The 12,503-nt window shown below is 74.5% G+C and carries 9 protein-coding genes; 6 read left to right on the top strand and 3 right to left on the bottom strand.

Annotation, left to right across the window (positions count from 1 at the left end; genetic code table 11):
- Nucleotides 1–57 precede the first annotated feature (57 nt).
- From DVA86_RS26385 to DVA86_RS26365, 5 genes are all read left to right on the top strand, one after another.
- Nucleotides 58–1,047, top strand: coding sequence for a carbohydrate-binding protein (locus tag DVA86_RS26385; protein WP_208881990.1), 990 nt, complete (start codon nucleotides 58–60; stop codon nucleotides 1,045–1,047).
- Between the two features lie 151 nt (nucleotides 1,048–1,198).
- Entirely contained in the window at nucleotides 1,199–2,005 is an 807-nt protein-coding gene (locus DVA86_RS26380; protein WP_208881989.1) for a response regulator transcription factor, read from the top strand.
- 83 nt (nucleotides 2,006–2,088) lie between these two features.
- Nucleotides 2,089–3,723: a sensor histidine kinase gene (locus DVA86_RS26375; protein WP_245997192.1), complete on the top strand. Its 1,635-nt coding sequence runs from the start codon at nucleotides 2,089–2,091 to the stop codon at nucleotides 3,721–3,723.
- Between the two features lie 44 nt (nucleotides 3,724–3,767).
- Complete coding sequence (locus DVA86_RS26370; protein ID WP_208881987.1) at nucleotides 3,768–5,093, top strand: bifunctional glycosyltransferase family 2/GtrA family protein; 1,326 nt, start codon at nucleotides 3,768–3,770, stop codon at nucleotides 5,091–5,093.
- On the top strand, nucleotides 5,090–7,234 hold the full coding sequence (locus DVA86_RS26365) for a glycosyltransferase family 39 protein (protein WP_208881986.1): 2,145 nt from the start codon (nucleotides 5,090–5,092) through the stop codon (nucleotides 7,232–7,234). Before DVA86_RS26370 ends, DVA86_RS26365 begins: the two co-directional genes overlap by 4 nt.
- Nucleotides 7,235–7,424: 190 nt before the next feature.
- Here DVA86_RS26365 and DVA86_RS26360 read toward each other — a convergent pair whose 3' ends face one another.
- The 3 genes from DVA86_RS26360 to DVA86_RS26350 all read right to left on the bottom strand — a co-directional run bounded on the left by DVA86_RS26360 (nucleotide 7,425) and on the right by DVA86_RS26350 (nucleotide 10,824).
- Nucleotides 7,425–8,363: a 1-phosphofructokinase family hexose kinase gene (locus DVA86_RS26360; protein WP_208881984.1), complete on the bottom strand. Its 939-nt coding sequence runs from the start codon at nucleotides 8,361–8,363 to the stop codon at nucleotides 7,425–7,427.
- Nucleotides 8,364–8,665: 302 nt separating this feature from the next.
- Nucleotides 8,666–9,805, bottom strand: coding sequence for an N-acetylglucosamine-6-phosphate deacetylase (nagA, locus tag DVA86_RS26355; RefSeq protein ID WP_208885189.1), 1,140 nt, complete (start codon nucleotides 9,803–9,805; stop codon nucleotides 8,666–8,668).
- A gap of 5 nt (nucleotides 9,806–9,810) precedes the next feature.
- Nucleotides 9,811–10,824 (bottom strand): ROK family protein, encoded by a 1,014-nt coding sequence (locus DVA86_RS26350; RefSeq protein ID WP_208885190.1) that lies wholly within the window; start codon nucleotides 10,822–10,824, stop codon nucleotides 9,811–9,813.
- 383 nt (nucleotides 10,825–11,207) lie between these two features.
- Here DVA86_RS26350 and DVA86_RS26345 point away from each other — a divergent pair, with 383 nt between their 5' ends.
- On the top strand, nucleotides 11,208–12,500 hold the full coding sequence (locus DVA86_RS26345; RefSeq protein WP_208881983.1) for an extracellular solute-binding protein: 1,293 nt from the start codon (nucleotides 11,208–11,210) through the stop codon (nucleotides 12,498–12,500).
- Nucleotides 12,501–12,503: the final 3 nt, after the last annotated feature.

Genomic DNA, 12,503 nt, shown 5'->3' with positions numbered 1-12,503 from the left:
GGACACCCCATGGATGTAGGCTCGGCCGGATACCTGAGCAGTAGGGAGTGACAGGGCATGACCGCCGAGAACAACGGCACGGGTGCGCCGCAGGACGACGACCCGTTCGCCTATCTGTACCGCCCGGAAGGCGGCGGTGCGGACGGCGGTGCGGCCCCAGCGCAGCAGCAGCCCGGCGTTCCCCGGCGCTCGTACAACCAGGTGCGCGCCGTCGGCGAGCGGCAGTACGGCGCGCAGCAGGGGCAGCACTACGGGCAGACCGTAGCGCAGCCCGGCGCCTTCCCGCAGCAGCAGGGCGGGCCCGGCCCGGGCGTTCACGGCCAGCCGCAGGGGCACCCCAACGCGCACTACGCCGCTCCCGAGACGATGCCCGGCGGCCGTGCCGCGCTGCGCCGGCAGGGCGGGCCCGGCGGGCCGCAGGGCGGCCGCGGCGGCAACCGCAACGGGCTGCTGATCGGCGCCGTCGCCGTGGTCGCCGCCGTCGTGCTGGGCATCGGCGCCGCCATGCTCTTCAACAACGGTGGCAACGCGCAGGCCGGCGGGGCGGATGAGAGCCCCAGTGCCGGCCAGGACACCGGCAAGCCGACGGAGCCGGACGGCGAGAAGTCGGAGAAGCCGGACCCGAAGCTGCCTCCGAAGGAGGACGCGGCCACGCTCCGGCTGGAGGGCGGCGCACACGTCGAGAAGGCGGTGCCGGGCGCGAAGGGCAAGGACGGCACGTACGTCGGCGGGATGAACACGCCCGGCGCGACGGCGAAGTGGACGACGAAGGTCCCCGAGAGCGGCACGTACAAGCTCTACGTCGGGTACGGCGTGCCCGGCGAGGACATGCACCTCTCCCTCGGCGTGAACGGCAAGCCGCACGCCACCGGGCTGAAGATGAAGAACTACGCGAAGGCCAAGAAGGGCGACTGGGAGAAGGGCTGGACGTACACCTGGTCCACGGTGCAGGTCGACAAGGGTGAGAACACCTTCGTGATCAACTGCGCCGAGGGCGACAAGTGCGCGGTCAACCTCGACCAGGTGTGGCTGAAGCCGGGCGGCTGACGACGAGTCGGGGGCGCGCGGGCCGCTGACGGCGTACGGGGGCGGCGTACGGGCACGGGACCGGCGTACGGTGCCGGGCGCGCGACAGTTCTCAGCAAACGCACAGGGAACGGAAAGCCTCCTCTCAGGCCGCCCCGGGAAGCTGTCCGGCATGACCACCGGCACTCCGCGCCCGCCCCACGCACCACCCGGCGCCTCCGCGGCTTCCGCCGCCTCCGCGTCCTCCGCATCGGTCTCCGCATCCGCCTCCGTGCAACTGCGCCCGGACGGCAGCGCCGTGCGCCTGCTCGTCGTGGAGGACGAGGCCGCACTTGCCGAACTGCTCTCCATGGCCTTCCGCTACGAGGGCTGGGACGTACGCAGCGCGGGCGACGGCGCGGGCGCCGTGCGCGCGGCGCGCGACTTTCGGCCGGACGCCGTGGTGCTCGATGTGATGCTCCCCGACCAGGACGGGCTGACGGTGCTCGGACGGCTCCGCAGGGCGCTGCCCGAGGTGCCGGTGCTGTTCCTGACGGCGCGCGACTCGGTCGAGGACCGGATAGCCGGACTGACGGCGGGCGGCGACGACTACGTCACCAAGCCGTTCAGCCTGGAGGAGGTCGTGGCACGGCTGCGCGGCCTGCTGCGCCGGTCGGGCGCGGCAGCCGCGCGCGCGGAGTCGACGGTCGTCGTCGGCGATCTGGTGCTGGATGAGGACAGCCACGAAGTGGAACGGGCGGGCGAGCCCGTGGACTTGACCGCGACCGAGTTCGAGCTGCTGCGCTATCTGATGCGGAATCCGCGCCGGGTGCTCAGCAAGGCGCAGATCCTGGACCGCGTCTGGTCCTACGACTTCGGCGGCCAGGCCAACGTCGTCGAGCTCTACATCTCGTATCTGCGGCGGAAGATCGACGCCGGACGCAGCCCGATGATCCACACCCGGCGCGGGGTGGGCTATCTGATCAAGCCGGGGGAGTGAGCGCGCCAGTGCGCGTGCGCCTTCCCCGCGTACGCCTCCCCCGCGTGCGCCTTCCCCGCATACGCCTCCCTCGCGTACGCCTCGTGTCCCGCGCCGTGCCGCGCTCCGGGGCGCCGTGGCGGCGCTGGTCGCTGCGCGGCAGGCTGGTGGTCTCCTCCGTCGTACTGACCGCCGTCGTCTGCGCGGTGATCGGCACGGTGACGACGATCGCCCTGCGGTCGTACCTCTACGGGCAGTTGGACGACCGGGTCCAGGCGTCCGCCGTACGCTCCGCCGGCCTGCCGCCGCACGGGCCCGAGGGCGCGCTGGACTTCGTCGCGATGCCGGGCCAGGAGCTGGGCACGGTCGGCGCCCGCGTGTCCGGCGGTTCCGCCGCCGGAGAGGGCGGCGGTGGCGGCGAGGTGCTCCGCGGCGCGATCTTCACCGACGACACCGCCCGTTCGGCCCCCGGCGAGCGCGCCGACCCCCTCACGCCCGCGCAGACCGCCGCACTGAACGACGTGCCGCGGGACGGCCGGCCGCACACGGTGGACCTTCCGGGCCTCGGTGCGTACCGCGTGGACTCGGCCCGTACGCCCGCCGGCGCGATCCTCGTCGGCCTGCCCCTGGACTCCGTCCAGGACACCCTCGGCACGCTCGTCGTCGTGGAGTTGTGCGTCGCCGCCGGCGGTGTCGTCGCGGCGGGGGTGGCGGGCGCCGCCATGGTACGGATCGCGCTGCGGCCGCTGCGCCGGGTCGCGGCCACCGCGACCCGGGTGTCCGAACTCCGCCTCGACCGCGGCGAGGTCGTCCTGCACGAGCGGGTCCCCGCGTCCGATACCGACCCCGGCACGGAGGTCGGGCAGGTCGGCGGCGCGCTCAACAGGCTGCTCGGGCACGTCGGTTCGGCGCTCACCGCGCGGCACGCGAGCGAGGTGCAGGTGCGCCAGTTCGTCGCGGACGCCAGCCACGAACTGCGTACGCCCCTCGCGTCGATCCGCGGCTACGCGGAGCTGACGCGGCGCGGGCGCGAGCCGACCGGCCCCGACACGCGGCACGCACTGGGCCGTATCGAGGCCGAGGCCGCCCGGATGACCGGCCTCGTGGAGGACCTGCTGCTGCTCGCGCGGCTCGACGCCGGACGGCCGCTGTCCCGCCAGGACACGGACCTCTCCCCGCTCGTCGTCGACGCCGTCAGCGACGCGCGCGCCGCCGCCCGCGACCACGCGTGGCACCTCGAACTCCCCGACGAGCCCGCGACGGTCACCGGCGACACCGCGCGGCTGCACCAGGTGCTGGTCAACCTCCTCGGCAACGCCGCCGCGCACACCCCGCCCGGCACCACCGTCACGGCGCGCGTACGGCGCCGCGGCGCGCACGTGCTGCTGGAGGTCGCCGACGACGGGCCCGGCATCCCGGCGGCGCTGCTGCCGCACGTCTTCGAACGCTTCGCGCGCGGCGACGCGGCACGTACGAGGGCGGGCGACGCCGTACGCCCCACGGCGGGCGACGCGGCGCCCTCCACGGCGGAGGCCCCCGCCAGCACCGGTCTCGGGCTCGCCATCGTGGCCGCCGTCGTCACCGCGCACCGCGGCGAGGTGACCGTACGGAGCGCCCCCGGCGACACCGTGTTCGCCGTACGGCTGCCCGCCGCGCGCCCGCCTTCCGCGGCGCCGTCCGCCCCACTGCCGCCGTCGCCCCGGCTCACGGGCGGTTCCCGGCTCACAGGCGGCGCATAGCTTCAGCACACGGCCCGTACAGGCTCGTTGGCGAGTGTCGCGGCATGGAAACGAAACCCCCCGATCGGCTCCCCGCCCTCAGCCGCGGCGAGCCCGGCACGCTCCCCGCCCGTGCCCCGGTGCTGGCGGCGTACGGACCGTACGACCCGGTGCTCGACGTCGTGATCCCCGTCCACAACGAGGCCCGCACCCTCGAACACAGCGTGCTCCGCCTGCACGAACACCTCGCCACCGGCTTCCCGTACCGCTTCCGCGTCACCATCGCCGACAACGCCAGCACGGACCGTACGCCCGAGATCGCCGCCCGGCTCGACGACCGGCTGGAGGAGGTCACCGCCGTACGGCTGGAGGCGAAGGGCCGCGGACGCGCGCTCCGTACGGTGTGGTCGCGGTCTCCGGCGCCCGTACTCGCGTACATGGACGTCGACCTGTCCACGGATCTCAACGCGCTGCTGCCCGTCGTCGCGCCCCTGCTGTCCGGGCACTCCGACCTCGCCGTCGGCTCGCGCCTCGCGCGGAGCGCCCGGGTGGTGCGCGGGCCGCGCCGGGAGCTGATCTCGCGCGCGTACAACCTGATCCTGCGGGGGAGCCTCGCGATCCGCTTCTCCGACGCGCAGTGCGGGTTCAAGGCGATACGGAAGGACGTCGCAGAACGGCTGCTGCCGCTCGTCGAGGACACCGGCTGGTTCTTCGACACCGAACTGCTCGTGCTCGCGGAACGCGCCGGACTGCGCATCCACGAGGTGCCCGTCGACTGGGTGGACGACCCGGACAGCCGGGTGGACGTCGTACGCACCGCGATCGACGACCTCCGCGGCGTATGGCGCGTCGGCGGCGCGCTCGCCACCGGCGCACTCCCACTCGCGCGCCTGCGCCGCCCCTTCGGGGACGACCCGCGCGACCGCGAACTCTCCGGCGTGCCGCGCGGGTTGGCGCGCCAGCTCGTCGGATTCTGCACGGTCGGCGCCCTCAGCACCCTCGTCTACCTCGGCCTCTACTCCCTGCTCCGGCTCGGCACCGGAGCCCAGACCGCCAACGCGCTCGCGCTGCTGCTGTCCGCGCTCGGCAACACCGCCGCCAACCGGAGGCTCACCTTCGGCGTACGCGGCCGGGCCCGCGCCGTACGGCACCAGGCGCAGGGGCTCGTCGTGTTCGCCGTCGGACTCGCACTGACCAGCGGCTCGCTCGCCGCCCTGGAGCTGGCGGGCGGCACCGTCTCGCACAGCGCCGAACTGGCGGTGCTCGTCGCCGCCAACCTCGCGGCGACGGTGGTGCGGTTCCTGCTGCTGCGGGCGTGGGTGTTCCCGGCCCGTGCGGACGGGTGGGCGGCGGAACGTGCCGCCGCGCCGGAGCGGGGAGGTGCGCGATGACCGCGCCCACGTCTGCGCCCGCGCCCGCGCCCGCGTACGCCGCGCGCCTCCGTACGTACGCCCGCGGCCGCGGGCGTACCCGTGCCTGTGCCCTTGCCCGGCGCCCGGGTGAGCCGCGCTGGGCGCGGCCCGGACTCCTCGCCCTGCTGCTGGGCACCGCGCTCCTCTACGCCTGGCACCTCAGCGCCTCCGGTTACGCCAACTCCTTCTACTCCGCAGCCGTTCAGGCGGGCAGCGTCAGCTGGAAGGCGTTCTTCTTCGGCTCGCTCGACGCGGGCAACGCCATCACCGTCGACAAACCGCCCGCCGCCCTCTGGCCCATGGCCCTCTCCGTTCGGCTGTTCGGCCTCGGCTCGTGGCAGATCCTGCTCCCGCAGGTGCTGATGGGCGTGGCGGCGGTCGGCGCCCTGCACGCCTCCGTACGGCGCCACTTCGGCCCGGCGGCCGGGCTGCTCGCGGGCGGGGTGCTGGCGCTCACACCGGTGGCGGCGCTGATGTTCCGTTTCAACAATCCGGACGCGCTGCTCGCGCTGCTCATGACCGTCACCGTGAGCTGCGTGCTGCGCGCGCTGGAGGACGCGCGGACCAAGTGGCTGCTGTGGGCGGGCGCGGCGGTCGGTGCCGCGTTCCTGACGAAGACGCTGCAGGCGTTCCTGATCCTGCCGCCGCTCGCGCTGCTGTACGCGGTGTGCGCGCCGACGCCCGCACGCAGGCGCCTCGTTCAGCTGGCCGCGGCCGGACTCGCCGTCGTCGTCGCGGGCGGCTGGTGGGTCGCGGCCGTGGAGCTGTGGCCCGCGTCGTCCCGCCCGTACGTCGGCGGCTCGCAGCACAACAGCTTCCTCGAACTCACTTTTGGCTACAACGGGCTTGGCCGCCTCAACGGGGAGGAGACCGGGAGCGCCGGTGGTGGTGGGGGTCGCGGCGGGCCGCCCGGCGCCGGCGGGGGCGGGGGCGCGTGGGGTGAGAGCGGCCTCGGGCGCATGTTCAACGAGACCGTCGGCGGCCAGATCTCGTGGCTGCTGCCCGCCGCGCTGATCCTGCTCGCGGCCGGACTCGTCGCCACCCGCCGCGCCCCGCGCACGGACGCGCGGCGCGCGGCGTTCCTCGCCTGGGGCGGCGCGCTGCTGATGACGGCCGGTGTCTTCAGCTTCATGGCCGGGATCTTCCACGAGTACTACACGGTCGCGCTGGCGCCGTACATCGCGGCACTCGTCGGTGCGGGCACGGCCGTGCTGTGGGACGCGCGGCGCACGGGCCGTGCCGCCGCCCTGACGCTCGCCGGAACGGTCGCGGCGACCGCGGCCTGGTCGTACGTCCTGCTGGCACGCAGCCCGGACTGGCTGCCGTGGCTGCGCTGGGCGGTCCTGGGGGGCGGCTTGGTGGCGGCGGCCGTGCTGGCGCTTGCGCTTGCGCTGCCGTTTGCCGTGCGGTTGCGGCGCCTCGCCGGGCCGGTGGCCGTGGCGGCCGCGTGTCTCGGCCTGGCGGCCGCACTGGCCGGGCCCGCCGCGTACACGCTGAACACGGTCGCCACCGGCCACCGGGGCTCGATCGTCACGGCCGGACCGAGCGGGGGAGGCCCGATGGGCGGCCCCGGCCGCCCGGACGGTCCCGCGCGCGACGGGGGCCGGCAGGGCCAGGCCCCGCCTACGCCGAACGATGGCCCGGCGGCGGGCGCCCCGCCGGGGGGCGGTCCGGCGGCGGGCGGTCCGCTGGCGGGCGGACGCGGTGGCGGTCCGGGTGGCGGTCCGCGTGGCGGCGGCACGGGCGGCCTGCTCGACGGCCAGACGGTCAGCGACAGGACGGCCGACACCCTGTCCCGCAACGCCGCCGACCACACGTGGATCGCCGCGGCCGTCGGCGCCCAGAACGCCGCCAGCTACCAACTCGCCACCGGCCACCCGGTGATGGCCCTCGGCGGCTTCAACGGCAGCGACCCGTCGCCGACACTCGCCGAGTTCAAGGAGTACGTGGCGGACGGCCGTATCCACTACTTCGTCGCGCCCGAGTCACGAGGGGGCCCGGGCAGCGGGGGCCCGGCGGGCGAGATCGCCTCGTGGGTGGAGTCGACCTTCAAGAAGACGAAGGTGTCCGACACAACGCTCTACGACCTGACCCGCCGTTCAAGCCTGTCCGGCGTTTGAGGACGGCCGTCGGCCACGGTGTGCGTGTGCTCGGCTGGGCACGGTGACTCGTCTCCGGCCGTGGTCGCCCAGGTTCGTCCTCAAGCGCCGGGCGGGCTGGATTGGGCTGGACTGGCTGGAGCAGCTGACCGGTGGATTGGGCCGGGCTGCCCAAGGAGCGGCTGGCCGGAGGGGCCGCGCCCGCGGCGCGTCAGGCCGCCAGTGGCTGGTCGGTGACGACGACCTGCGGGAGCAGTTCCGCGTACGCGTCCGCGTCGAACTCGCCCGCCACCCGGGCCCGTACGCTCGCCGCCGAGAGCGCCACCGCGCGGGCCAGTCGGTCCGGCCAGGGGAGGTTCTCGACCAGGCCCGAGAGGAGGCCGGCGACGGCCGAGTCGCCCGCGCCCGTCGGGTTGCCGGAGAGGCGGGCCGGTGGGGCGGCGCGCCAGGCGGCGTCAGGGGTGACCGTGAGCATGCCGTCGGCGCCCAGCGACGCGGCGACGGCGTTCGCGCCGCGCCTCCGCGCCTCGCGCGCGGCGCGCAGCGGCTCGCTCGTGCCGGTGATCCCGGCGAGTTCGTCGATGTTGGGCTTGACGACGTCGGGCCGGGCGGCGAGCCCGCGCAGGAGCGGTTCGCCGCTGGTGTCCAGCAGCACCGGTACGCCGGCGCCGCGTGCCTCCCGTACGAGCGTCGCGTACGCACCGACCGGTACGCCCGGCGGCAGGCTGCCGCAGAGCGCCACCGCGGTGGCGCCGGGCAGCAGCTCGCCGTACGCGGTCAGGAACGCCGCCCACTCCTCCGGAGTGATGTGCGGGCCGGGCTCGTTCAACTGGGTGGTGTCGCCGGTGGCCTCGTCGACGACGGCGACCGTACGGCGCGTGCTGCCGCCGACCGGGACGAGCGCGTCGGTCAGCCGGTTCGAGCCGGGCGCGGCGCTGAGCAGCGCGCGCAGCTCCTCGCCCGTACGGCCGCCCACGAAGCCCGTCACGACGGCGTCGTGGCCGAGGGCGGCGAGGACGCGGGCGACGTTCAGGCCCTTGCCGCCGGGGCGCTCCGTCACCTCGCGGATGTGGTGGGAGCCGTGCTGCTCCAGGCGGGGGACCCGGTAGGTGAGGTCGACAGCGGTGTTGAGCGTCACTGTCAGGATCACGCGGATCAACCCCTCACGGACCACACCTGGCCCTCCGCGGGCGGGAAACTGCGCGAGTGATCATGCCATCCGGCGGGACCGCCCGCCCAGACCCCCGGGCCTGGCATCTTCGCGGCTCCGCCGTGCGTCCGCCGTGCGTCGGGGTGCGTGATGTACGTGATCCCTCGGCCGTATCATCCCCGCCGCGCGCCGTCTCCGCCGCCGGAACGTCCGGCTCCGCCGGAGAAGCCCCGGCGCCGACGCCCGCGCCCCGGCGGCGGCACCCCCGGCGCCCGCGCGCACCCGCACCCCCACCGCGGCCGTCACCCCGGCTGGACGATCCACTCCCCCTTGCGCATCACGCCCACCGCCGCGAACCCGCTGTCCAGCACCACCAGGTCGGCGTCCTTGCCCGGCTCCAGGCTGCCCACCCGGTCGGCGACGCCCAGCAGCCGCGCCGGGTTCCACGACAGGGCGCGCACCGCGTCCGCGACCGGCAGCCCGTCCACGGTCACCGCCCGCCGGAACGCCTGGTCCAGGGTGCACGTCGAGCCGGCGATCGAGCCGGTCTCGACGACCCGGGCCACTCCGTCCAGGACCTCCACCTTCAGCGGCCCCAGCGGGTACACGCCGTCGCCGACGGCTGCCGCGCCCATCGCGTCCGTGATGAACGCCACCCGGTCCGCGCCCGCGTGACGGAACGCCATCTCCAGGACGGCCGGATGCAGATGGGTGCCGTCGTTGATCAGCTCGACCGTGATCCGCTCGTCCTCCAGCAGCGCCGCGATCGGTCCGGGCACGCGGTGGCCCAGCCCCGGCATCGCGTTGAACAGGTGCGTGGCGACCGTCGCGCCCGCGTCGACCGCCTGCCGCGTCGCCTCGTACGTCGCGTCGGTGTGGCCGACCGCCGCGATGACGCCGCTGTCGGCCAGCAGGCGTACGGAGTCGAGGCCACCGCGCAGTTCGGGGGCGAGCGTCATCATGCGGGCCGCGCCGCGCGCGGCGTCGAGCAGCTTCCGTACGTCCGCCGGGTCGGGGTCGCGCAGCAGCGTCGGGTCGTGCGCGCCGCAGCGCCCGGGTGCGATGAACGGGCCCTCGAAGTGGATGCCGGCAAGGTCGCCCTGTTCGACGAGTTCGCTGAGTACGCCGGCCTGCTGGGCCAGGTCGTCCAGTTCGCCGGTCACGGTGGAGGCGACCATCGTGGTGCTGCCGTGCCGCCGGTGTGCCTCGATGACCTTCAGCGCTTCTTCGGCGGTGCCGGCCGAGAACGACGCGCCGCCGCCGCCGTGCAGGTGCATGTCCACGAAGCCGGGCACGATCCAGTGCCCGGACAGCTCGTGCGTGGCCGGTTCGGCGGGGTCGGGGACGGCGAGCGTACGGCCCTCGACGGCCACCCGGGCGTCCTCGGCCACGCCGGACGGGAGCACCACCCGTGCCCCGGTCAGCACCTTGCGCTGTGTCATCGCCGTCATCGGCTCGAAACCTCCGCGGAGTGTTGGTCCCAGGCGAGAAGTCCCGCGCCCAGGCAGCCGGCTGCGTCCCCGAGGGCGGCCGGGACGATCGTGGGGAGTCGTTGGAACGTCGCCCGCTCGCGTACGGCCTCGCGCAGCGGCGCGAACAGCGTCTCGCCCGCCTCGGCCAGGCCGCCGCCGATGATCAGCGTGCGCGGGTCGAGCAGCGTGAGGCCGGTGACGAGCCCGGCCGCGAGCGCGTCGATCGCGCTGTTCCACACGGCGGCGGCGCGCGGGTCGCCGGACTCGACGGCCTTGGCGGCGTCCGCGGCCGTCGCCTGCGGGTCGCCGCACGCCTCGGACCAGGCGCGGCCGACGGCGGCGGCGGAGCACAGCGTCTCCATGCAGCCGCGCTGTCCGCAGCCGCAGAGGGGGCCGTCGGCGCGTACGACGATGTGGCCGATCTCGCCGGCGCCGCCGTGCGCGCCGGGTTCGACCTTGCCGTCGATGCCGATGGCGCCGGCGATGCCGGTGCCGAGCGGGACGAAGAGGAACCGGTCGACGCCCTTGCCCGCGCCGATCCGGCCTTCGGCGAGGCCGCCCGTACGGACGTCGTGGCTGAGGACGACGGGGATGCGGGCGCGTTCCGGGGTGGCCTCTGCGGACGGGGTGGCCTCTGCGTACGGGGTGTCCGCGGCGTACGCAGTGTCCGCGGCGTTTGGGGCCGCGGCGTCCGCCGCCGGATCGCCGTTGAGCCGTTCGCTGAGCAGCTGCCGCAGCGGTACGTCGCGCCAGCCGAGGTTGGCGGCGAACAAGGCGACCCCGGCGGCCTCGTCGATGATCCCGGGCAGGCACACGCCCGCGGCGACCGGCTCGGTGCCGTACTGCTCGACGCCGTACGCGCGCAGTTCGGCCGCGAAGGCGAGCACGGACTCCACGACGGCGTCCGGGCCCTGCTCGCGGGGCGTGCTGCGGCGTGCCTCGTACAGCGGGCGGTGCTCCGGGGCGGGACCGATGAGTGCGGCCTTCATGCCGGTGCCGCCCACGTCGAGGGCGATGACGTAGGGACTCACAGGGCACAGTCTCGCGCGCGGACCGCAAAAAGGTCTAGTCCACTTGCGTGATCTTTCTCGTCGGAATGACGATCTCCGCTTTCAGTCCGGGCGGTTCGGATTCGCGCCGTCCGCCGTTCACTCCAGCGTCATGCCTGGTCAGAGCGGAGTACGACCCCTCGATGCCGAAGCGATACCGACAGTGGTGTAGACCTTAGAGGGCGAGCGGAGGACACTCGGGCTCTGTTGAGCACAGGGCCGATGGGGTGGGCCCCGCACCGGAACGGACAGCGAAGAGCACGGGACCGGGCGGCGCGGGAGACCGCCCGGTCCGCGGAAGACACCCGGAAGGGGGGAACGCGGTGCAGCGGCGTCGGTTCCTGGGCCTGGCGGCCACGGGCATGGCGGGAGCCGCGGGCCTGACGGCCTCGGCGTGCAGCGGCGGTACGGGTTCCGGTGACGGCGTCACGCTGAAGCTCGTCGCCGCCGACTACGGCGACCCCGGAGGCGACAACGGCTCCCAGGCGTACTGGGACGGCCTCGCCCGCTCGTTCGAGAAGCAGCACCCGGACATCGCGGTCGACGTCTCCGTCCTCAGCTGGAACGAGGTCGACAAGAAGGTCGCCGCCATGGTCGCCGACGGCACGCCGCCCGACATCGCGCAGATCGGCTCGTACGCCGACTACGCCGCCCGCGGCCGCCTCTACAGCGTCGGCGAACTCCTCCCCATACCCGTACAGGCCGACTACCTCCCCTCGCTCGCCGAGGCGGGCGAGGTGAACCGCATGCAGTACGGGCTGCCGTTCGTCTCCAGCACCCGGCTGCTCTTCTACAACAAGGCCCTCTTCGCCCGCGCCGGACTCGACCCCGAGGAACCGCCCGGCAGCTGGGCCGAGCTCAGGAAGGCCGCGCGCGCCCTGAAGGCCGCCGACGTGCGCATCCCGTACGGGCTGCCGCTCGGGCCCGAGGAGGCACCCGCCGAAACCATGATGTGGCTCCTCAGCGGAGGCGGCGGCTACACCGACAACGGCGACAGCTACGTCCTCGACTCCCCCGAGAACATCGCCACCTTCGAGTGGCTGCGGGACAGCCTCGTCGGCGCCGGCCTCACCGGCGACGCCGCCCCCGCCGACACCAACCGGCAGGACCTCTTCGACGCCTTCGGCCGCGGCGAGGTCGGCATGCTCAACGGCCACCCCACGCTGATGCAGCAGGCCGACCGCAAGCACGTCGAGTACGGCACCGCGGTGCTGCCCGGCAAGAACGGACCCGCCTCCTCCACCATGGGCGTCGCCGACTGGGCCATGGCCTTCAAGCAGAACGGGCACGGGGAGGCCGCCGGCAAGTTCCTCGCGTACGCCTTCGACGTGGACCGCCACTACGACTTCGTCAGCCGCTACGACCTGCTGCCCGTCACCACCTCCGCCTCCGCGCGGATGCGGTCCGACGGCTCGCAGAAGAAGCTGCGCAAGTTCCTCGACCAGCTGCCCAGGGCCGAGTTCTACCCGGTGGGCAAGGTGTCCTGGGGGAAGGTCAGCGCGGAGATCAAGCGGAAGATCGGCCGCGCGGTCGCGGAGAACGGCGAACCGGCGAACGTACTCGGTGCCCTCCAGCAGACGGCCGAGGCGGAGGAGTCGGCGGGCGGCGGGCGCTAGCGG

Source organism: Streptomyces armeniacus (genome assembly GCF_003355155.1).
Classification (GTDB): Bacteria; Actinomycetota; Actinomycetes; order Streptomycetales; family Streptomycetaceae; genus Streptomyces; species Streptomyces armeniacus.
This window is presented reverse-complemented; position numbering and strand designations above follow the sequence as displayed.

Bases quoted from the DNA above. Each gene is read 5' to 3' on its own strand.
- DVA86_RS26385 (WP_208881990.1), top strand. From the start codon at position 58: ATGACCGCCGAGAACAACGGCACGGGTGCGCCGCAGGACGACGACCCG.
- DVA86_RS26380 (WP_208881989.1), top strand. From the start codon at position 1,199: ATGACCACCGGCACTCCGCGCCCGCCCCACGCACCACCCGGCGCCTCC.
- DVA86_RS26370 (WP_208881987.1), top strand. From the start codon at position 3,768: ATGGAAACGAAACCCCCCGATCGGCTCCCCGCCCTCAGCCGCGGCGAG.
- DVA86_RS26365 (WP_208881986.1), top strand. From the start codon at position 5,090: ATGACCGCGCCCACGTCTGCGCCCGCGCCCGCGCCCGCGTACGCCGCG.
- nagA (WP_208885189.1), bottom strand. From the start codon at position 9,805: ATGACACAGCGCAAGGTGCTGACCGGGGCACGGGTGGTGCTCCCGTCC.
- DVA86_RS26350 (WP_208885190.1), bottom strand. From the start codon at position 10,824: ATGAAGGCCGCACTCATCGGTCCCGCCCCGGAGCACCGCCCGCTGTAC.